The sequence below is a fragment of the Synechococcus sp. WH 7805 genome (assembly GCF_000153285.1).
In the GTDB taxonomy this organism is placed as follows: domain Bacteria; phylum Cyanobacteriota; class Cyanobacteriia; order PCC-6307; family Cyanobiaceae; genus Synechococcus_C.
The window spans coordinates 1891625-1913034 of record NZ_CH724168.1 but is presented as its reverse complement, the minus strand read 5'-3'; the positions used below and the strand labels follow the sequence as shown (position 1 = coordinate 1913034).

Annotated in this window: 19 protein-coding genes; 5 read left to right on the top strand and 14 right to left on the bottom strand. The window is 57.8% G+C overall.

Going from position 1 to position 21410, the window contains the following annotated elements:
• Nucleotides 1-70 precede the first annotated feature (70 nt).
• Nucleotides 71-3133 (top strand): glycoside hydrolase family 9 protein, encoded by a 3063-nt coding sequence (locus WH7805_RS14995; RefSeq protein WP_006042922.1) that lies wholly within the window; start codon nucleotides 71-73, stop codon nucleotides 3131-3133.
• Here WH7805_RS14995 and WH7805_RS09825 read toward each other — a convergent pair.
• Both WH7805_RS09825 and WH7805_RS09820 read right to left on the bottom strand, forming a co-directional pair.
• Entirely contained in the window at nucleotides 3130-4113 is a 984-nt protein-coding gene (locus tag WH7805_RS09825) for an RluA family pseudouridine synthase (protein WP_006042921.1), read from the bottom strand. The two genes, WH7805_RS14995 and WH7805_RS09825, sit on opposite strands and share 4 nt — an antisense overlap.
• Nucleotides 4088-5221: an MFS transporter gene (locus WH7805_RS09820; RefSeq protein ID WP_255344565.1), complete on the bottom strand. Its 1134-nt coding sequence runs from the start codon at nucleotides 5219-5221 to the stop codon at nucleotides 4088-4090. The genes WH7805_RS09825 and WH7805_RS09820 overlap by 26 nt, the downstream gene beginning before the upstream one ends.
• Here WH7805_RS09820 and WH7805_RS09815 point away from each other — a divergent pair.
• A complete protein-coding gene (locus tag WH7805_RS09815; protein ID WP_083773586.1) occupies nucleotides 5199-6662 on the top strand; it encodes an MmgE/PrpD family protein in 1464 nt (487 codons plus the stop codon). The genes WH7805_RS09820 and WH7805_RS09815 overlap by 23 nt on opposite strands.
• A gap of 13 nt (nucleotides 6663-6675) precedes the next feature.
• Here the strand turns inward: WH7805_RS09815 and WH7805_RS09810 are convergent, their stop codons facing one another.
• The 6 genes from WH7805_RS09810 to WH7805_RS09780 all read right to left on the bottom strand — a co-directional run bounded on the left by WH7805_RS09810 (nucleotide 6676) and on the right by WH7805_RS09780 (nucleotide 12113).
• Nucleotides 6676-7428 carry a hypothetical protein gene (locus WH7805_RS09810; protein WP_156783665.1) on the bottom strand — a complete coding sequence of 251 codons (753 nt, stop codon included), beginning with the start codon at nucleotides 7426-7428 and terminating at the stop codon, nucleotides 6676-6678.
• A gap of 32 nt (nucleotides 7429-7460) precedes the next feature.
• Complete coding sequence (locus tag WH7805_RS09805) at nucleotides 7461-8627, bottom strand: NAD(P)/FAD-dependent oxidoreductase (RefSeq protein WP_006042917.1); 1167 nt, start codon at nucleotides 8625-8627, stop codon at nucleotides 7461-7463.
• A complete protein-coding gene (locus tag WH7805_RS09800; protein WP_006042916.1) occupies nucleotides 8627-9532 on the bottom strand; it encodes a delta-aminolevulinic acid dehydratase in 906 nt (301 codons plus the stop codon). The genes WH7805_RS09805 and WH7805_RS09800 overlap by 1 nt, the downstream gene beginning before the upstream one ends.
• On the bottom strand, nucleotides 9532-10752 hold the full coding sequence (locus WH7805_RS09795; protein ID WP_156783664.1) for a cytochrome P450: 1221 nt from the start codon (nucleotides 10750-10752) through the stop codon (nucleotides 9532-9534). The genes WH7805_RS09800 and WH7805_RS09795 overlap by 1 nt, the downstream gene beginning before the upstream one ends.
• A gap of 111 nt (nucleotides 10753-10863) precedes the next feature.
• Complete coding sequence (ylqF, locus tag WH7805_RS09785; RefSeq protein WP_006042913.1) at nucleotides 10864-11733, bottom strand: ribosome biogenesis GTPase YlqF; 870 nt, start codon at nucleotides 11731-11733, stop codon at nucleotides 10864-10866.
• The gene (locus WH7805_RS09780) at nucleotides 11730-12113 is read right to left on the bottom strand and encodes a universal stress protein (protein ID WP_006042912.1); all 384 of its coding nucleotides are present in this window, start codon (nucleotides 12111-12113) and stop codon (nucleotides 11730-11732) included. The genes ylqF and WH7805_RS09780 overlap by 4 nt, the downstream gene beginning before the upstream one ends.
• Nucleotides 12114-12213: 100 nt before the next feature.
• Here WH7805_RS09780 and pgk point away from each other — a divergent pair, with 100 nt between their 5' ends.
• Nucleotides 12214-13422 carry a phosphoglycerate kinase gene (gene pgk / locus WH7805_RS09775; RefSeq protein ID WP_006042911.1) on the top strand — a complete coding sequence of 403 codons (1209 nt, stop codon included), beginning with the start codon at nucleotides 12214-12216 and terminating at the stop codon, nucleotides 13420-13422.
• A gap of 93 nt (nucleotides 13423-13515) precedes the next feature.
• Here pgk and WH7805_RS09770 read toward each other — a convergent pair whose 3' ends face one another.
• The 5 genes from WH7805_RS09770 to WH7805_RS09750 are packed head-to-tail and all read right to left on the bottom strand — an operon-like array spanning nucleotide 13516 to nucleotide 18436.
• Nucleotides 13516-14064, bottom strand: a complete 549-nt coding sequence (locus WH7805_RS09770) for a HupE/UreJ family protein (protein WP_006042910.1) — start codon at nucleotides 14062-14064, stop codon at nucleotides 13516-13518.
• Nucleotides 14064-14654: a HupE/UreJ family protein gene (locus WH7805_RS09765; RefSeq protein ID WP_038004633.1), complete on the bottom strand. Its 591-nt coding sequence runs from the start codon at nucleotides 14652-14654 to the stop codon at nucleotides 14064-14066. The genes WH7805_RS09770 and WH7805_RS09765 overlap by 1 nt, the downstream gene beginning before the upstream one ends.
• A 1-nt stretch (nucleotide 14655) precedes the next feature.
• The gene (locus tag WH7805_RS09760; RefSeq protein WP_006042908.1) at nucleotides 14656-15669 is read right to left on the bottom strand and encodes a HupE/UreJ family protein; all 1014 of its coding nucleotides are present in this window, start codon (nucleotides 15667-15669) and stop codon (nucleotides 14656-14658) included.
• A gap of 5 nt (nucleotides 15670-15674) precedes the next feature.
• Nucleotides 15675-16529 carry a peptidyl-prolyl cis-trans isomerase gene (locus tag WH7805_RS09755; protein ID WP_006042907.1) on the bottom strand — a complete coding sequence of 285 codons (855 nt, stop codon included), beginning with the start codon at nucleotides 16527-16529 and terminating at the stop codon, nucleotides 15675-15677.
• Nucleotides 16529-18436: a DUF3604 domain-containing protein gene (locus WH7805_RS09750; RefSeq protein WP_006042906.1), complete on the bottom strand. Its 1908-nt coding sequence runs from the start codon at nucleotides 18434-18436 to the stop codon at nucleotides 16529-16531. The genes WH7805_RS09755 and WH7805_RS09750 overlap by 1 nt, the downstream gene beginning before the upstream one ends.
• 187 nt (nucleotides 18437-18623) lie before the next feature.
• On the opposite strand from WH7805_RS09750, the gene WH7805_RS09745 reads away from it, so the two are divergent.
• On the top strand, nucleotides 18624-19532 hold the full coding sequence (locus WH7805_RS09745) for an NAD(P)-dependent oxidoreductase (RefSeq protein ID WP_006042905.1): 909 nt from the start codon (nucleotides 18624-18626) through the stop codon (nucleotides 19530-19532).
• Between the two features lie 2 nt (nucleotides 19533-19534).
• Here the strand turns inward: WH7805_RS09745 and WH7805_RS09740 are convergent, their stop codons facing one another.
• Nucleotides 19535-20278 (bottom strand): hypothetical protein, encoded by a 744-nt coding sequence (locus WH7805_RS09740; protein WP_038005338.1) that lies wholly within the window; start codon nucleotides 20276-20278, stop codon nucleotides 19535-19537.
• Nucleotides 20279-20333: 55 nt separating this feature from the next.
• Here WH7805_RS09740 and WH7805_RS09735 point away from each other — a divergent pair, with 55 nt between their 5' ends.
• Nucleotides 20334-21410, top strand: coding sequence for a glycosyltransferase (locus tag WH7805_RS09735; protein ID WP_006042903.1), 1077 nt, complete (start codon nucleotides 20334-20336; stop codon nucleotides 21408-21410).

Sequence of the window (21410 nt, the reverse complement as noted above, 5' to 3'; positions counted from 1 at the left end):
CCGGAAAGGGCATTGCTATTTCGTTCATATCCGATGGCTGCACTGAGGCTGTTGACGCCCCTTGGATTCCATGACTCCATCCAACACGCTGCAGGTCACGGTTAACGGAGAGCTCTGGTGGGGCGGCTTCACCGCCGAACTCACCGTAAGCAATCCCTCGGATCAAGCGCTGGACAACTGGAGTATCAGTTTCATCAGTTCTCATGACCTCGATCCAGAAGCCTGGGGAGTGGAGATCAGCAGAGAACTCCTTGACGATGGCCAAAGCCGCTACATCCTCAGTGGCTCGTCGTGGGGACAGAGCATTCCTGCCGGTGGCGATGTCCGCATCGGATTCAATGGCAGGCAGGGGTTCGATCTCGGCCGGGAAGGCGCCTTGACCGAGGCGATGCTGATGACGGAATTGGCGAGCAACTCCGTGATACCGCAGGAGGCTGCTGACATGTCCGTGCCCCACGACCACAGCGGCGTCACTGGTTTGCACACAGACATAACCACCTGGGGAAGCTTCCACGGCTCGAACCACAATTCAGAACACAACGAGCTGGTGGGGGGCCGCACAGCCATCACCACTGAAGCGATGGTGGCTTACAACGGCTTACGGGCCTTTGCCGGCCTTGAAGCAGTGGAGTTGGAAGTCGTTGGTGCGTGGGCTTTTGCCCAGGGTCTGACGAATAACACGCAACCCTGGGGGGATGACCTGCGCGGCGTCGGACTTTGGTACGCGATGCAAGGAGCGAAGGTGGGCTGGATCGCTGATGAGGCCTACAACCCGCAGATCTTGGCCGACATCCAACACAGCGCCCGACAAGGCGATGCCGATGCGGTGATGACGATGGTGGAAACGTTCGGCCATGAAGGATTCGCAAGCTACCTGCGCAGCCATGCGCTGGAGGGCACCTTCATCAACACCTTGAAGATGGAACCCCACTACGGCGGCTGGATGCACGGCCGGGCCCATGGATTCCTCAACATTGAGGGCGTGGCCATCAACCATGACATCAATCATCTGACGGTTCTGGATTGGGAGCAGACCAAGCCGTTCATGAATGACACGTTCAACTACCCGCAGTGGCCAGCACTGGAGGTGAGTGATGACACGGTCATTAATTACTTCCAATCAATGGTCACCTTGGGAAACCCTCTCGAAGGCAATCTCAATCAGCTGCAAACAACTCTGACATCAGATACAGACGAAGACCAATGGAACGAGTTCAACAGAATTGAACCCAAAACCACAAAGACAGGCCGTTCCCGCTTCATTGGAACAGCGCAACCGGATGCCCTGATCAGCACAGCCCAAAAAGACATCATGACCGGGCGTGGGGGTGCAGACCTCTTTGCATTCATCAGAACTGGAGGTCCCATCGATGTCGTCACCGATTTCAATCGTCTAGACGAAGACAAGATCGGCATTGACGCTGAATCATTTCCCGGTATTGACACAATTGACCTGGCCACCGCCAACAACAAAACGGAATACCAACAACTCAAGCAGTCAGACGCAAACATCATTTATCAAGCCTACACAGGCAAACTTGTCTACAACGAAAACGGCTCAAGGAAAGGACTCGGCAGCAATGACGCTGCGATTGCCAAATTCAAGGGCAATCCCTTGATCAACAGTGATGACATCGTCCTCATCAAAGCCAGTTCCACGCCAAGCAGCCCACAGGACGAGACCGAAACAGATCCACAAACACCACCAATCACAACCACAGACACCCCCAACACCAACACCTACGCTGAAGCCCTCAAACTTTCGCTCCTCTTCTACGAAGCCAACCGCTCAGGCGATCTTGACGAAGCCACCAATCGTGTTCCCTGGCGGGGTGACTCAGGCCTTAATGATGGCAACGATGGCATCTATTTTGGCGATGCCACTGCCGAGAACCTTCAGCCTGACATCAACCTCGACCTCACCGGGGGCTATCACGATGCCGGCGACCATGTGAAATTCGGCTTACCCCTGGCATCAACTCTGAGCACATTGACCTGGGGGGGCCTTGCGTTTGCTGATGGCTATGAAATCACGGGTCAAGCCGACGAGCTTTTGAGCACTGTGAAATGGGGAACGGATTACTTACTGAAGGCACATCAAGTGGATGCCAATGGCAGCACGGACTTGTTCATTGTTCAAGTTGGCGATGGACAGGCTGATCATGCGTTGTGGAGCTCGCCTGAGAGTCAATCCATTGCGCGCCCAGCTTTAGCCATCACGGCCGAGAAACCAGGATCTGATGTTGCAGCCGCAAGTGCTGCCGCATTGGCCTCTGCATCGATTTTGTTCCGCGACCATGGCGAGGTCGACTATGCCAATGAGCTACTGAACAACGCTGAGGCGTTGTTCGATTTTGCAGTTACTTATCAGGGCAAGTATTCAGATTCGATTGCTTCTGTTCAACCCTTCTATAACTCTTGGAGTGGATTCCAAGATGAACTCGCCTACGGAGGTCTCTGGTTAGCTCGGGGACTGGAGGCGGCTGGACAGGATGGATCCACTTACAGGCTGGAAGCCCAGGATCGCTATCACACAATGATCGGAGGCTTGAATCATGCTTGGGCCCCCAACTGGGATGACGCATCGTATGGGACAGCGGTGTTACTGAGTCAGGACCTCGAGGATCAACAAGCCATGGATGATGTTTCAGCTTGGCTTGATAGCTGGGTGACTGGTGATCAAGGACCACAAATCACTGACGGCGGCTTGCGATTTGTTGATCAATGGGGATCACTTCGCTATGCAGCCAACACCGCAATGCTGGCGGGAATTGTTGCTGATTCCATCACCAATCCAGGTGGTGCCTACAGCGAACTGGCTGTTGATTCCATTGATTACATTCTTGGTGATAATCCACGGGGTTTCAGCTACTTGGTTGGCTTTGGAGACAATTTTCCTCAGCAGCCCCATCACAGGGCCGCATCTGGTGTGGGATGGGAAGGGTTTAACGCTCCCAATGCCAATGAATATGTCTTGGCTGGTGCTTTGGTTGGAGGTCCAAGCAGCGCTGATGACTTTGCCTACAACGATCTGCGCTCTGATTACATCTCAAACGAGGTGGCCATTGATTACAACGCTGGCTTAACTGGCGCCTTGGCTTTTGCAGCGCAAACCACCTCAGGTTTTGGCTAATTCCGATTTCTGAGTTTGTTCAACAGCCGCACCATCACGCCTGGCAATGGCGCTTCAAACAGCATTCGTTCGCGGCTGATTGGATGATCGAGGCCCAGCTGAAAGGCGTGCAGGGCCTGGCCCGGCAACTCGATCGGCAGCTTGCGACAACGGCTGTAGGTGGGATCACCCACCACAGGGTGATTCATATGAGCGCAGTGCACGCGGATCTGGTGCGTGCGCCCCGTATCCAGCTTGAAACGCAGCAGCGAATAATCACCAAGCCGCTCCTGCAAGCTCCAGTGGGTGCAAGCAAAACGACCGCTCTCGGTGCTCACCACCGCATATTTCTTGCGATCCACCGGGTGGCGGCCGATGGCCCCCACGATCGTGCCGCTGTCTCCTGACGGCACCCCATGCACCACCGCGAGGTACTCCCGTGAGGCAATGCGCTTTTGGATCTGCACCTGCAGCTTCACCAGTGCCTCCTGGGATTTGGCGATCACGATGCAGCCAGTGGTGTCTTTGTCCAGACGATGCACGATTCCCGGCCTGAGCTTGCCACTGATCCCCGGTAGATCCGGGCAGTGATGCAACAGACCGTTGACCAGGGTTCCATCCTTGTTACCAGGGGCTGGGTGCACGGTGAGGCCAGCGGGCTTGTTGATCACAATCAAGTGCTCATCTTCGAAAAGCACATCCAGATCCATCGCCTCAGGCTTCAGGTAGGGCAGCGGCTCAGGTGGGGGCATCCAGAGCTGCACCTCATCGCCCTGACGCAGGGGGGTCTTCGCTTTACCCGTTCGACCATTCACACGCACCAAACCCGCATCAATGAATTTCTGAATTCGGGCGCGACTCTGTTCGCGACGCTGGCTCACAAGCCAGCGGTCAAGCCGCATGGGCAAAGGCTTGGGGTAAGTCAGGCTGAGCAGCTCTCCCTGGCCTTCACCAAAAGCCTGGTCAAACGAGAGTTCAGGAAGAGGGGGATGGTCTGGCAATGGTCAGCCCAGAACACTGGGAAAGCATGGCCAGCAGAACCAGCCCTAAAGCCAGGTATAAAACACCGTGCCATCCCCAGATGGGCCAAAGTCTCACCAAAAGAAGACCGCTGACAGCCGCAGCACCGAACGCAGAGATGAAGAGCAAGGCACCGAGCCTTGATCGTGCTGCCAGATCAAGCGACAACACCCGCGACTGATTCGCGACGTAACTTCCCTGCACTCCAAAGTCGATACAACACATTGAGACAAGAATCGCCACAACGGATGTATCCCAAACAATCAGACCGATCACTCCCAGCAAGGTCATCCCACAACACCCTGTGATCACCTGACGGGCGCCGAATCGATCCACCATGCGACCAACCCAGGCTGCGGATGTGATGCTGGCCAGCCCAACAAGACCGAAAGCACCAATCTGGGCTGGGCCGAACGACCAGGGGGGATTCGCCAAACGCAATGAAAGCCCTGTCCAGACAACAATAAAAGCAGCGAATTGAAAGCCTTGGCTGGCACAGGCTTGCCTGAGAACATCAAAACGCCGAAACAATGAGAACTGACGACTGATCACGAGTGCATAGGGCTCGTTCACACTCTCGGTATCAGGCGGTATCAAACGAGGCCACAAGAGAGCGACTCCACCCATCAGAACTGCAGACGTCAAATAAATGCTCCGCCAGCCAAACCAATGCGCCATCAGTCCACTAAAGAAACGGGACAAGAGGATGCCTGCAAACTGACCACTGAGCAATCTGCCGATCACAAACCCTCGCTCATGAGGGCCAACCAGACCGGAAACAAAAGCGGGGAGAATATACGAGCTTAACGAACAAAAACCCAAACCATAAAAAGCAACAAGAAGTAGCGAAAAGTCTCCTGACAAGACAATTGAAAAAGCCGACAGCGATGCCCCACAAGCAATCAAGCGAAGCATTTTACGGCGATCTAGAAGATCTCCAGCCGGCAAGAGGAACACAAGAGAGGTCAACAAACCCACCTGCAGCATCACCGGCACGACCCCAACACGACCAGACGGCAAGTCAAATGCTGAAGAAATGACGGGTAACAGGGACTGGGAATAGAACATGTTGCCGATGCTCACTCCCATCACCGCCCCTAGAATCGTCAAGGGAAATTTCTGGCTCGCACGCATGTCTACAGCCCCCAATACACAGCCTGGTCATAGCACGAATAAAAGCAATGACTGGCGTGAATGGGGAACAGAAGCGACCTCACTAAGCCAGGCAATCAAGACACAGTGGAAGCACGATCAAACACATGAGAAGCAATCAATCATTCAAGCAACACGCCTCGTCTTACTCGACACATGTGCGGTCATCATCAATGGATTGTCCAGCAATCTCATTCAGGCATACAGCGAGAACAATGCCAATCTCGAGCCAGGTCATCTGCACTTTCCTGGGATCCGACAAAAACTGAGTATCCACGGCCTGATCAGCGTGCTGTCAGCAGCAGCTCCATGGAATGAATTGGTTGAAGGCAATGCCAAGGCCCATGGCCGCCCCGCACTTCACGTGGTTCCAATCAGTATCGGGCTGGGCCTGAGTCTGAATTGCACGCTCGATCAGATCTTGCGGGCCATTCTTCAGGGCTATGAAATCGGCACCCGATTCGGTGAAGCGTATTCCGTACCCCCCGGGGAACACGTGGACGGCACATGGGGAACCATCGCGGCGACCGTGGCCGCATGCACACTTCTGAAGACAACACCGGAGCAAACCAGAGGCGCGATCAATGGCGCTCTCTGTCAGATGAGTCGAAGCCTGTTTGCACCTGTGGAGGCGGGAAGCGGTTCACGCTTGCTCTACTCCGGCTTGTCTGCCCTAACAGGGCTGCAGCTGGCCTTAGCCTCCAGAGCCGGATTGCACGGACCAGCCAGACCAGGGCGAACGTCAAGCGACCATCAACAACGCTGGCCATCGGCACCAGACCTCACGATCAGAGCGGAATTCGCGATTGAAGACAGCTATGTGAAGCTCTATCCAGGGGCACGCCACCTGCACTACGGCATGGAAGCTGCTCTGAATTGGCGCCAAAGCCACGGATATCACTCAGAACAGACCCTGAGACAACAAGATATCCCCAGCACAATCACAATTGAAACTTACCCTGAAGCAATCAACTATTGCGACCAAAGCGAACCGAGAAATCGCATACAGGCTCAGTTCAGCCTGCAATACGCAACCTGCATTTGCCTGCTGACAGGTGATACGAGTACAAACATCTTTAATCAGAGCTGGCTGCATCATCCAGACGTGGCCATCCTCATGAGTCGAACCAAACTCCTGGCCAATGATCATCAATCAGGACGCTGGGCTGTGCTGAATCTGACTGACCAACAAGGGAGGAGAAGTCGCGCTGAATGCAAATATCTGAAAGGCGACCCAGGCTATCCTCTCAGCATTGATGACCGGATCACGAAAGCCAAGCGCCTACTGGAAGATCATCTTGAAACACGATGTGCCGAACGATTAGTCAACCATTGGCTTGAGGGAGACCTCAGCAATGGCCTACTACCCGAAGCATGAATACAGAAAAAAGTTAGAAGGGATTGAACAGTGAATCAACTTCAGACCAGTCACTCATAGATGCAAAATGCTCGAGTTTCTCGTACAGCTTGCAAAACAAGACCGAACCACGAAGTCCACGATCACCACAACGAGATAGAAGCCAGCGAGCCGCTGCCAGATTGGAAGACAGCAACGGAGCAGGATAACGATCAATCAAGTCCTCGATCACCCCAACCGTACGCATCCCTGTTCCTGAAAGAAGAACAGGAGCGCCATCCTGAAACGTCAAAGATTGAAGATAATCCTCCAAAGCCTCGGAGTCAATCGCGTAAGCATCCTGTACCTGGAGTGCATCAAGAATCGAATTGGCAGCAACAACTTCAATGCCAGCTTGCTCCCAATAGCACTTCGCCTCATTGATGAGCCATTGCGGATAAGGAAGTTCAAGGTGAAGACGCTTGAATTGCAAATGATGGAGCAATTCAAGGATGGCCAGACTGGTGGTCACAAATGGAACGTTCAGCCTCGCCGAGAGTTCGTCACAAAAACGCCTATCTTCTCCCGGTCCTGACGCATAATTTGAACCGGTAAGACCAACAAGAATGGCAGACAGCGGTAGCTTGCCAAAGCGAAGCGAAGTATCCAGATACTCCTGCAGATAACGCCTGTTGCGTTCCGCTAGGTCACAATCAGGGAAGACAGGAAGCCTGGACACATAAAGATAAGGCTGATCATCCAAGAGCTGTTTGAGCTCGATTTCCAGCGTTGGATTGGAAGGAGGCACCAAAAGCCCAACAGAGTGCATTGATTCAAGAGTCATCGGCGCAAAGACTTTGAATACGAAAGTAGGTCAAGAAGTGAAGCACGCATCAGCGCCCCAAACGACTCACTAGAAGACCTCAGGAAACGAGGAGTCCGTCCCGCCAGCAACTGCTGGGTGCGCGCCATCAAGGCATCTTGCGTCAAACGCGACCAGGTCAGATTCCAATGCTGCAATGCTTGCCAATCAGGATGGTTCAAAAAACAGGATGCCAATGCATAGGCTTCTATTAATCCGAAATTCATATTCAAACCTCCTCGGGTGTTGGTGACATGGGCCACATCACCCAAAAGAAACACCCTTTGCACTTGTCGGGTTTTCACACAACGCTGCGCAACGCGATAGGAGTCACGCATGGCCGGAATCGATTCCCACCACTGAGCCGGCACGCAATCCCTGAAGACGCCGGCCAAACGTTGCCGTGCCCATGCAGTACCCGCTAGTGCCTGCCGCAGTTCAGATAAGCGAGGCCGCAGTACAAAACGCCAACCGTCGGTCATCTTGAGGCAGCTCACCGAACCACCTTCTGATTGGACATAAGACACCCCAGCCAATTGCCCCTGCAGAGAGTCAGGAATCATTGGCACGGAAAGACGCACAACTGGGGTTGGCAAGTCATACCCCTCAAAACGAAGACCCAGCTGATCACGCAACACACTGCGCGCTCCATCACAGAGAATCAGATAATCTCCTTGAAATGTCTGGCTCAAGCCACTTGATCCAAAGCGATTGACCCGTACAGATACGCCTTGGTTGCAACGATCAAACTGCAGGGCGACAGCATCGGCCTTGTCCACCAGACAACAACACCTGGAAGCTTGGAGTTCGGCGATCAACTCCGCGCGCAATGCAGCCTGATGCAAATGCAATCGGTAAGGGAATCGGGTCTGAGCCGACAGCGCGTCATAGCTTGATCGTTGTTGAGTCGATCGTTCGAGATTCCAAGACATGACATCTGAGACAACCTCTCCCTGGGCCAAAAGCTCAGGCCAACAGGCAAATTCAGACAGAAGCTCAAGGGTGGCTGGCTGAAGCGTTGAGGCTCTCGAAAATGTCTGATTGAAATCATGACGCTCAATCAAGACACACTCGTGCCCCTCCCGAGACAGCTTGGCGCAGAACATAAGCCCAACCGGACCAGAGCCAACCACCAGGATTCGCATCAATCAGAAACATGATGCAGGAAATGATCAGCTGCATAACCAATCACATAACGAGCCCCACAACGGGCGAACGCAGCATGGATCTCAGAAAAATAGGCTTGGGGATCCAACAAACCAGTCTTAGCTGCCGCCATCGCCATCGCATACTCACCACTCACGTGATAGACAGCCACCGGACGCCTTGAGCGACAGCAAGCGTCCTGCAGGACATCGAGATAAGGCAACGCTGGTTTCACAATGGCGATCTCCGCTCCTTGCTTGAAGTCTTCATCCATTTGGTGAAGTGCCATCTCTGCATCAGAGAAATCAAACTGATAACTTTTGCGCGCGAACCCCAGCGAGGAGCCGACCGTCGACCGATAAGGTCCATACAACGACGAGGAAAACTTCGTGCTGTAAGGCATCAATCCACACACTAGATCTCTACTTCTCAAAGCAGCGCCCAACCGGGATGTCTGATCAGGCAATGAAAGACAAGGAGCCACATAATGAGCGCCTGCGTCAGCGAATCGCAAAGCCAGACGAATCGCAGCCTGATAGGAGGCCTCCAGATCGACCAGACCCTCCTTCAACACAACACTGTGGCCAGAAGCGAGATAAGGAGACAATCCCACATCAGCGATCATCGTGACCTGATTGCGCATCCATCGCGCACTAACCTGTTCAAGGAAATGAGCCACGCAGAAATTCGGCTCATCAAGCTGATCCAAACCTGGTTGATCATTCACAGCCACAACCAACCAACGACTCAACCCCTGAGAAAGACGACGCTCTACATGAGCCAGGGCTGATTCAACGCTATGAATCAGGTTTCTCTCAAGAGGCGACTCTCTAGGCTCCTGCGCTGCAGAAATGAACAGGCATTCGATGTAATCCAACGGCCGGGCCAAGAATTCCAGCCCCATTACACAGGCGAAGCCTTGAGCAAGAGTCGATCAAACCCTCGGAAACGGTCACCAAGCAAACGCCGACTCTCACCTTCAACAACCTCAAGTGATTCAAAATGATCACAGAGTGCATTCAGGAAGCATGCTCCTTCCATCCTCGCCAGGTGAAGGCCAAGGCACTGATGCAGACCAGGCGCAAAACTGAGATGGGGATTCGGATTCCGATCAATCAGGAACTGATCCGGATGTTCAAACACGCGAGGATCACGATTTGCGGCACTCACCAAGGCAGAAACTGAATCACCAGCCCGAATTATTTTTCCATCAATCTCCATATCCTCAAGAGCCGTACTGGCATTAATCGCCTGAGCGGGCGGGTCCCAGCGCAACACCTCTTCAAGCGCAGGTGCGACCAACTGACGATCAGCTCGAATTCGCGTATACACCTCCGGATGCAGAGACAGAGCCCAGGCGACTGTGCCAACCAGCAGCCGAAGAGTATAAATACTTGCGGAATAGAAATTACTGCTGATCACCAACAGCAATTGCTCATCAGTGAGATGCATGTTTTCCTGATGATCCGAAATCAAACGGCTCAGCAAGTCTGTAGAAAGATGCTGACGCTTTTCTCGAATCAATGGCAGGAAATACTCATTATAAAAGCCCATTGAATCATCACCTTCTTCCATAGTGGACTGCGTCTGTGTCAACCCGCGAGCACGCACAAAGGCACCCACCTTCTGACAGACCATCTCCTGCTGCTCAGAAGGCACTCCCATCAGTTCGCTGACCACCATCACTGGCAGGGGGTTGGCAATCTCGCGAACGAGGTCAATCACTGGCTCACCAGCAATCGCCTGAAAGCGATCATGCAAAAACGCCTGGCTGAATGTTGCCAACAGTTGAAAATCTATACCCCGATAGGCCTGAGTAACATGATGTCTTAAACGGGCATGTTCATGTCCATCCATATAAGGCAAATCATTTTTCTGGCGTTCAAAAATATGGCCATGGCCAAATCGGGCAATCAATTCATCAAGGTGACTCTGCCGGCTAAAGCGAGCATCCTTCATGTGGTCAACAGCCTCTTGATAAGCAACAATCATCCACAAGTTCGGACCTTCACACCAATGAATGGCGGATTCTTCCCTTAAAGCCGCATAAACCCGATACGGATCATCCAGCCCCGGCAGACAAGGATCCTGCTTAAACCACTGAATAGCTTGCTGAAAATCCACCGAAGCGCATCATTTCCCACACTTAAGCAATGGATTCCAAGCCCGGCAATATCAGATAGCAAACAATAAGATAACTTTTTTATTGTAAAATCAACTGACGTTGACAACGACTCAATCAAACGGCAGCTCCAGCGCGATGCTGCCTAGAGCAGATTTTCGGAAATCATCGAGCAATCGCTGGGCCATCCGCGCTGTATCCCCTGAGGTGTGGCGCTCCGCCACAGCCTCCAGCCAGTAGGCAGGATCTTCGGTGGCCCCTTCCAGAGGAACGCCATAACGGCTCTCCAGGAGCGCCAAGCCCACGCCTGAGGCCTCCTGCGGCTGCAATCCCTTGAGGAGATTCAGAAACGCCTGGGCCACGAGCTCACCGTCGTAAGCCGCTTGGCCGATGTCGTCGCACAACGCCAGATGGAGTGCTGCCTGCTGGTCATCCAGCCGCGGCGGCAGCACCCCGGGCGCATCAAGCAGATCAAGATCCTGCCCCAGTCGCACCCAACGCAACGTGCGCGTGACACCGGCACGCCGGGCACTGGCCACCACCTTCTGTTTGACAAGCCTGTTGATCAAAGCCGATTTGCCCACGTTGGGGAACCCCAGGGTGAGCGCCCGCACGGGACGGGGCCGCATGCCGCGGTTACGCCTCCGCTCATTGAGCTGATCGCCGGCACGGATCGCCGCTTGCTGCACCTGCTTCACACCGGTGCCAGCCTTGGCATCGCACCACACGGTGCGTTGCCCACGGGCTTTGAACCAGGCCTCCCATGCAACCCGTGCCTCAGACGTGACCATGTCACGACGGTTGATCACCAGCAGATGCTGCTTGCCGTTGATCCAACGGTTGAGGTGAGGGTGCCCCGTCGCCAGGGGAATGCGCGCATCGCGCACTTCAATCACCAGGTCCACTTTGTCGAGATTGCGCTTGAGCTGCTGCTCCGCCTTAGCGATGTGACCCGGATACCACTGGATCGGCGGTGAACTCACGGCACCACCAACACAGGGCACGGGGCCAGCTGAATCACCAGCGACGCCGTGCTGCCACTTTCGGCTTGCAAATTCACACCCCGGGTTCCCATCACGATCACATCCACATTCAACTCGTCGGCCACGTCGCAGATCACAAAGGCCGGCTTGCCTTCACGCTCCACCACCTCGCAAGACACCCCAGCCTGTTCAAAACGATTTCTGGCCTCAGCCAACAAGGTGGCCACCGCCTGATGGTCATGCATCTCCGGGCGCTCGGGCTGCACCACCGACAGCACCACCAGTCGGCTGTTGTGGCTTCGCGCCAGCTCAAGGGCCTTACCGGCAGTCTCCACAGCCTCACGGCTCTGATCGATCGGGAACAGAACGGTTTCAAACATCGCGACGGCCTCCTGCAGACAGCGCGTTATCAGTCATAGCGCCGAGAGCCTGAAACTCGGGTTAACCTCACCCCGTTTTCCTACCGCACGACACAACCCCATGGCGAAGCGTTCCCTGGCAAGCCTTTCCGGCACCGACCTCAGCGGAAAGCGTGTGCTTGTGCGGGTTGATTTCAATGTGCCGCTTGACGATGCCGGTGCGATTACCGATGACACCCGCATCCGCGCTGCGCTCCCCACGATCAACGACCTGATTGGCAAAGGCGCCAAGGTGATCCTGTCGGCTCACTTCGGCCGTCCCAAAGGTCAGGTGAACGACGCCATGCGCCTCACCCCCGTGGCAGCCCGCCTCAGCGAGCTGCTGGGCAAGCCAGTAGCCAAGACTGACAGCTGCATCGGCCCTGACGCTGAAGCCAAGGTTGGCGCCATGGCGAATGGCGATGTGGTGCTGCTGGAGAACGTGCGCTTCTTCGCTGAGGAAGAAAAGAACGAGGCTGGCTTCGCCGAGAAGCTCGCCGGCCTGGCGGAGGTGTACGTCAACGATGCCTTCGGCGCCGCGCACCGCGCCCACGCCTCCACTGAGGGCGTCACCAAGTACCTCAAGCCCGCCGTAGCCGGCTTCCTGATGGAGAAGGAGCTTCAGTACCTGCAGGGTGCCGTGGATGAGCCCAAGCGTCCCCTGGCCGCCATCGTCGGTGGCTCCAAGGTGAGCTCCAAGATCGGCGTGCTCGAAGCCCTGATCGACAAGTGCGACAAGGTGCTGATCGGCGGCGGCATGATCTTTACCTTCTACAAGGCCCGTGGCCTCTCAGTGGGCAAGAGCCTGGTGGAAGAAGACAAGCTTGAACTGGCCAAGGAGCTGGAAGCCAAGGCCAAGGCCAAGGGCGTTGAGCTGCTGCTGCCCACCGACGTGGTGCTGGCCGACAACTTCGCCCCTGATGCCAACAGCCAGGTGGCTGATGTCACCGCCATTCCCGATGGCTGGATGGGTCTGGACATCGGTCCCGATGCCGTGAAGGTGTTCCAGGCCGCACTGGCGGATTGTCAGACCGTGATCTGGAACGGCCCCATGGGTGTGTTCGAATTTGAAAAATTTGCCAACGGCACCAATGCCATCGCCACCACCCTGGCTGAGCTGAGCGGCAAGGGCTGCTGCACGATCATCGGCGGCGGTGACTCCGTAGCTGCTGTGGAGAAGGCCGGTCTGGCCGAGAAGATGTCTCACATCTCCACCGGTGGCGGCGCCAGCCTCGAACTGCTGGAAGGCAAGGTTCTGCCTGGTGTGGCCGCCCTCAACGACGCCGCCTGATCCCGAGCTAGCAGACGGTTTCACCCCCTCCCAAACAAACCCAGGTCAGCCGCTCCCTCGGGGGCGGCTTTTTATTGAGCGGCATCACGGAGATCAAGCCTTAAGCAACAGGCCGAGCGACATCATCCCGGCGGCAGCGATCCAGCTGCCCGCCACACGCACCGCAATGCAAAAACTGGTGCTGCGGGTTGCCGCCACCTGAGCGCTGATCAACACCGACAGCAGCGCCACGGCACTGACCACCCCCAACACATCCAGGGGCAACCCGCTCGACGCGGAGGGCATCGTGAACCCATTGATCAGACCGAAGAGCAATCCTGAGCCAGCCACAGTGAAGGCCAGCACCTGAACAGACAGGCGCAATGACAACGCCACCAGCACACCCACCGAGGTGAACAACACGGTGGAGAGCAACGCCAGCGTGAGATCCAGGCCCCAAAGCTGACCCACGGCAAGCCCAATCCACCAACTCAACGGCAGAAGCGTCAGCAGCAGGCGACCTCCCTGGGGGCCCTGTTGACCCGCGAGCAACGCCAGCCCAAGCACGAGCAACAGATCCGACGGCGTCAGAAACAGGTGAGCGATGCCGTCATAAAAGCCGCCGAATCCGGTTTGCATTAAGTGAGCGAAGAGCAGCGGCATCACGCCCCTCCCACTTGAGCCAAAGACCAAACACCCACCACTGCGATCACGGCACCGACGACCTGAAGCAGGCGATGCCCCCAGGCCAGACGACGGGCTTCAGCCAAGCCGATCCCCACCAGATGCAGCAAACCCGTGGCCCCGACAAACGCCAGGCTGAACAGCAGCGCATCGGCACCCTCCGGAAGCTCCACGCCGTGGGCGTAACCGTGAAACAACGCAAACAGGCCCACGAGCACGCCAGCTACCACGAGCGGCAGGCGTTGCTGCAGCATCACCAACACCCCCAGCACCAGGGCCGACAGGGCAATGCCGGTCTCCACTCCTGGCAACGGCAGATCGAGCAGTCCCATGACGCCACCGAAGGCCATCACCATCGGAAAGGCGACGGGCAGCAGCCAGATCGCCGGCGCTCCCAACACCGCGCCCCAGAGTCCGACGGCCACCATCGCCACCACGTGATCGATGCCGGTCACGGGATGGAGCAGGCCAGCCATCACGCTGCCAGCTCCGCCTTCCGGCACGTGGGCCAAGGCAGCAGACGGGAGCAGTGACAGCAGCAGAGCCAGCAGCAACCAACGCCAACGCATCTCAAACACCTCCTTTGATCAGGGACACCGTGGTCTCGATCGTCCAGTAAGCACCGGCACAACCGATAGTCCAGGCGGGCACGCGCCGGACCCAAACAGGCCAGCGGATCTGCAGCTGTCGGAACGCACGCTCAAGCGCGAGAACCAACACCACAAAAACGTCTTGACCGATCTCGATGCCCACATTGAACAGCAACAGGGCAAGCAGCAGTTCGTGGTGCGGCAAGCCCAGCTCCGCCAGGCCTCGGGCATACCCGAAGCCGTGCAACAACCCGAAACCACAGGCCAGCACCCAAGGATGGCGGAGCGTGAAACTGGTCTGTCCACGCGTGAAGCGCACCACTTCCGTACCGATGAACAAAATCGACAAGGCAATGGCCGCATTCAAGGGAGCGGCAGGCACCTGAACGATGCCGACGGCAGACACCGAGAGGGTGATGCTGTTGGCGAGCGTGAACGCCGTGACCGTTTTCAGCAGCATCCAGCCGTCACGAACAATCAGCACAAGACCAAGCAGCAGCAGCAGGTGGTCCACACCCAGCAGGATGTGTTCGATGCCAAGGCGCAGATATGACCAGACCCCTGGCTGCTGATCGGCCTCGGAGGCGGTGGGAATGACCGCTTCGGGCTGCTCCGGCTGGATCAGCAGGGTCTGCAGGGCTTCCGTCTGCCACGGGCGCACCCGCAGCAGCACCTCCGTGCCGGCGGATGCCAATCCATCGATGCTGATCACGCGACCTTCCAAAGGCTCACGGCAGCTGAGCTTGGCCTGATACACAAGGGCCGTTGCCTCCTGGCGGCTGAAGGGTGCACCTTGCAGCGCACAGTCGTCTGGGAAGCGTGGTGCGATCGGCAGCCGTTGCCCCTGCAGCAGCGGCAACTTCCAGAGCACCTGATACGTGCTGGCACCGGTGGCCTGAAGTTCGAGGAACCCAGGGAAGAGGTCATGAGCTGAAACCAACCGCGGCATCAAGAGGGCCGCGACCATCAGCAATGGCAAGAGCACACGACGCACCACGGTCAGAACTGGGGCAAACGCACGCTGTATCGAGCCAGCAGATTGCGGTAATAGCTCTCTTGATGGTTTTGCCGCTGCACGTCTTGCCAGTCACGCAAGACGCCCTCGCGCACCTGATCCAGAGGCGGAAGCTCACCGGGGGTGATGGACGACACACGCACCAGATGCATGCCGTAGGCCGAACTGATCGGACCGACCCAGCGGCCCTGAGGCTGTTGCTGCAGAGCGTCGGTGAAGGTAGTGCCGAACTGCGCCAGTAATTCGCTACGGCGCTCGCCTTGCCAACTCGCTGAGGCCATCGCCAGGGGATCCCCCAAGGAGGACGGATCAGCTGCGGCATCAGCCTGATTGAGCTCAACCACCAACGCCTCGGCATCACGATTCAGCCGCTCACCCCGCCTGGAGGGATCGAGGAACACCTGCTGAAAGCTGAAGCGAGGCTCGCTCATGAAACGTTCCGGGTGGGCCTCGAGATGCGCCTGCAGTTGCTGATCGCTGGGGGGTGTCAGTGGCTGCTCGCCATGGCTGACAAATTCCATTTTCTGGCGCAAACGGCGACGCACGATCGTGTCGTTGCGATCCAACCCCAGGGCCATCGCCTCACGCACGAAGACTTCCGTGCGCACGTGTTCATCGAACAAGCGCTCCAACTCCTGCTGCGAGGGGGGGCGTTGCCAGGTGCGGGCGAACGTCTGCACCATCGCCACCGCCTGGTCGTTGCTGACGACGATCTCCCTGTCCCCCTTGGGAGCCATGGCATCCAAGACTCCCTGCAGGCCAAACAGGCCAGCACCGATGATCAGAAAAGGAACGATCGGTTCCTGAACCAGCGTGCGCAATCGATGAGACCAACCCATCAGGAGGGGTTGTACCAAATCGGGCTGGTGTAAGCCCGCTCCTGACTGGTGTAGGGAGCCGTTGCAGGCATCTCGTCGTACAGGTTGTAGTTCTTGCGGTCATAGGCGAGCCAGGTCGGCGTGGGGATCTCCAGGACACGGACGTAATAGAAGGCCTTTTGCGTGGGGTCAAAAGCTGGATCCTTCCAATACCCGGTCAAGGTGGGAGCGCCAATGGTGTTGGTGTAGGTGGCCTCACGCTCGTTCACGCTCGAGCCAACGGATGGCACCTTGCCATCGGCACGAGGCTTGCGCTGATCCGGATCACTCCAGGAAACATCGAACACCTGTTCTTGGGTTTCACCATCGGCATCCAGCCAACCCTTGACCACCTGAATCCGATCGAGATTGGCGCCATCCGGATCTTTCCGGGCCTGCACCAGCAAGGAGGGAATCTGCCCCTCGCTGGCCGCCATCAGATCGCCACCCATCGGCACACCCTTGGCACAGACCCGCTTGGCCCAGTCCGCCGCCTCGAACTCATCACCGGTGTAGTCGTAACCGCCGTACACACGGACGGTGAGCCGGGTGCCGCTGGTGCCGAACACCTCCTTACGGTTCATGGCATCCCAGAGCGCCGTGCGGGTGTTGCCCGAAGCCCACACCCCCGCCAAACCGGATGCACCGAGCTGAAGCGCCGTGAGGTCAAGGGACGGATCTTTCGACGACTTGATCAGCACATCCTTCCAGCGTTCAGGGCTGGGCTCAAGCGCCGGGGACTTGCCCCACCAGTTGTCTTCCGCTGTGGAGGGAAGGCTGGAGTGGGAGTCGGTGGAGCCGATCAAACCAAATTTGAACGGGTTCACACCGAGTTGCTGCTCCAGCTGAAGGCCCCGACGCAGAGCGGCACGGGTGTACTCGTAGGGGAGCATGTCCGGCGTCGTGGGCTTGATCCCGCCGAGATTGGAGTTATCAACAATGTTGAACCCGGCGAATTCATCTTCCGGCGAAAGCATCGGATGGGTTTCACCGGTGCCCTTGGCCTGCGTCACCTCCACCAGAGGCTCAAAGCGATGGCGCATGCGGGCGTAGTCGGCATCAATCGGTTCGCCAGTTTTTTGGTGCCGCGGCAGAAACATCGTGCCGCTTGAGAGGTTGCCGTTGTGAGGGATGGCCAACACCCGCCCACCAGTTTTCTCCTCGTAGAAGTTCATGAAGCGCCAGAGATCCTCCACGTTCTCGGAATCGAAATTGGAGAACGGCAGGATCTGATCCGCCAGTGCTTTGTTGTCGCGGAAGACAACAACACGGTGGAGATTGCCGCCGCCGGGCTGACTCGTCCACTCGTAGCCGATCAGCGCTGTGAACTTGCCGGGATCATTAAACCGCTCCGCCACCTCGGTGTTGTATTTCCAGACGTTTTGCATGAAGGACTCGTTGGAGATCTTCGCTTCCGATCCCTTGGCCATCTTTTGCACCAGCAGATAGAAAGCCTCGCGGCCCTGGCCAGCTTTGAGCATCTCGTTGAGCTGCTGGCCGAGAGACGACTTGAGCAGTTCAGGGTCGGAGTCCGCCAAGCCCTGAGCAAGGCCGAGGTTTTCGGCATGGTCTGCCACCACAAGAAAGTCGAGCGGTCGCTTTAAAGCCGCCTTCTGACCGGAATTGCTGGTGACCGTCTCACCCTTGGCAAAGCGATAGGCCCCCTCCAGCCCCAGCTTCGTCCCCGCCAGACCGGCGTCAGGCGACAACGCCGTATGGAGGTGGGTGTCACCGAAGTAAGCGCGGTTGCCACTGGCACACTGTGAGTCCTCGATTACCGCCGATGCCGCGGCCTTGGACTCCAGGGGAGTGCCAGGTCCACTGGCGCAAGAGGAAAGCCCGGAGGCCAGAGCCATCACCCCCGTCAGTGCCAGAGCACGAATACGCATTCAGTTGTCTTTGATCTAACCCCTAACCCTGATCAGGGACACAAGTCATGGCAACAAGAAAACGGCTAATGGCGCCCAAACTCTGCACTCCTGGGATCACCCCCGACATTCCGACGCCGCCTGATGCGTTCCCAACCCGGCGGGTGTTGGCCGGTTCGCCAGGATCTGACTGCAATGGGCGTGAACCATGACCGGATCTGATCTCAAAGCTCCCAGTCGACTCGCCTTTGTAGGCCTGGGCGCCCTTGGCCTACCGATGGCCGCCAACCTGCACCGTGCCGGCTATCACCTGCAAGTGCACACCCGCAGCCGTTTCAGCGAAAATGATCCAAGCCTGCATCAAGGGGACCCAGCCACAGCGACCCTCTGCTGCGCGTCCCCCGCTGATGCTGTTCAGGGCTGCCAGGCGCTCATGCTCTGCGTCAGTGATGACGCTGCCGTGGAGGCTGTGCTCTGGGGCGAAAACGGTGCCGGGCCTGCACTCGTGGAAGGGAGCCTGGTGATCGACTGCTCCACCATCAGCCCTTCCACATCCCAGCGCATGGCACAACGCCTGGCGCACCAAGGTGTGAGCTATCTCGACACCCCCGTCACCGGAGGAACGGAAGGAGCCAAAGCCGGCACGCTCACCGTGCTCTGTGGCGGCAGCGACGCCGATCTGGATCGCGCCATGCCAGTACTGGAGACGATCGGTGGCTCGATTCACCACTTCGGCGCTGTTGGCAGCGGCCAACAAGTGAAAGCAGTGAACCAGGTGCTGGTGGCCGGTAGCTATGCCGCCGTGGCAGAAGCCATCGCCCTCGGGCAGCACCTGCAGCTGCCGATGCAGCAAGTGGTGGATGCTCTCCGGAACGGCGCCGCCGGATCCTGGGCCCTCGAGCACCGATCCAACGCCATGCTCATCGATCACTATCCCCTCGGCTTCAAGCTGGCGCTCCATCACAAGGATCTGGGCATCGCTCTTCACGCCGCAGCCGAGGCAGGTCTGGACCTACCGATCACCCAGGCTGTGCAGGCTCAGGAACAGACCCTGATGGACGCAGGCCTGGGTGACGCTGATGTCTCAGCTCTGCGCAGACATCTGCCCAGGGTGTGATGTCAGGGCTTGAGCTTTCTGCGATCGTCGACCACTTGCACCCGCTTGCTCACCGTGACAAGGCCATCGGGATGCACCAGCAGAGCAGCCCAGACTTGGGATCCCGGTTGAAAAGGAGCCTGCACAGACTTAAACAAACCGCCGCCACCCAACGGTTCCAACTGGATGTCGGGGCTTTGCTGCTCCAACGCTTGCTGCGGCGTCACGGAGATCAGTCCTCCGGCCAGCAACGACTTGCCGAGGGGTTGATCCACCACCACATCCACGTCGTAACGGCTGCCGGTGAGCACCGTGTCTGGGATCAGCAGTGAGATCGGCAGTGGCTTGCTGGCACTGGTGAGCACAGATTGATCGCTGAGGATCTCCTGATCGGCGATCAGTCCATTCTCCAAAGCGAGAGCAACCGTTTGTTGGGCCTGAAAGGAATAACTCAGTCCGTCCTGCTGGCGGGTGCCGCTCACGGCAAATTCCACGGTCTGGCGGCCATCGTCTAAAGGCTGGCCTGCCCTGACCGCCCAACGGGTTTCAGGGAACCTGGCACTGAAGCGGCGGAAGCGATCAGCGAGGGCTGTTGCCTGCTCTGGAACCATCAACGCCTCCAGTTGCTTGCTGCTGTCGTCGGCATTGAGTGCCTGCTGCAGACGGCTGCTGAGATCGGCTCCCGTCTGAGCCCGCAGCGGCAGCGCAGTGAACAGCGCCGTCCCGCACATCCATGACGCCATTGCGACACGCAGGAACGGGACCATGAAGTTGCCTCTGGAATCCATTTAAGTTAGGCCCCGTTTTTACGATCCGCCCTTCATGCCCCGGCTTCTGATCGCCGCCAGCGGCACCGGCGGACACCTTTTTCCGGCTTTATCGGTTGCGGATGCACTTCCGGACGGCTGGACCGTGCGCTGGCTCGGGGTACCGGATCGGCTCGAAACCACCCTTGTTCCCGAGCGCTACCCGCTCACCACGGTGAAGGCTGGCGGCTTGCAGGGGCGGGGCTTGAAGAAAGTGATTCAGCTGCTCCGCCTGCTGGCGGCCAGTGGCGACGTTCGCAGGCTGATTCGACGCAACGGCATCGACGTGGTGTTCACAACGGGGGGCTACATCGCCGCCCCTGCCATCCTCGGCGCCCGCTGGAGCGGCGTTCCGGTGGTGCTGCATGAATCCAATGCCATCCCCGGCCGGGTGACCCGGCTGCTGGGACGCGCCTGCACCCAGGTGGCCATCGGTCTGCCAGCCGCCGCCAGGCGCATCCCCGGCTGCGAAGCAATCGTGACGGGAACGCCTGTGCGCAGCAGCTTTCTCCAGACCCAGACACTGCCTGACTGGGTGCCCCAGGGGCCGGGTCCGCTGCTGGTGGTGATGGGCGGCAGCCAAGGCGCGCTGGGGCTGAACCGAATGGTGCGCCCCCTGCTGCCCGTGCTGCTGAGCGAAGGCTGCCGGGTGGTGCATCTCACCGGCAGCAACGATCCCGATGTGAACAGCATCGAACATCCCAGGCTCGCCGAACGACCCTTCAGTGATGACATTCCAGCGCTGCTGCAGCATGCCGATCTGGCCATCAGCCGCGCCGGGGCAGGCAGCTTGAGTGAGCTCGCCGTCAGCGGCACACCGAGCGTGCTGGTGCCGTTTCCCCAGGCCGCGGATCGCCATCAGGATGCCAACGCCGCCTGCGCCGCAGCCCTGGGGGCTGCGGTGATCGTGCATCAACACACTCCCGCCGACACAGCTCTGCGCCAGACCCTCTGGCGGTTACTCGGACCGAGACTGCGAGGTTGTGATTCAGCCGCTGATCCGCTGGTGTCGATGGCCAAAGCGATGCGCACCCTGGCGGAGGCGGATGCTGATCAGCAGCTGGCCTCGTTGCTGCAGGGGCTGGTGAGGTGA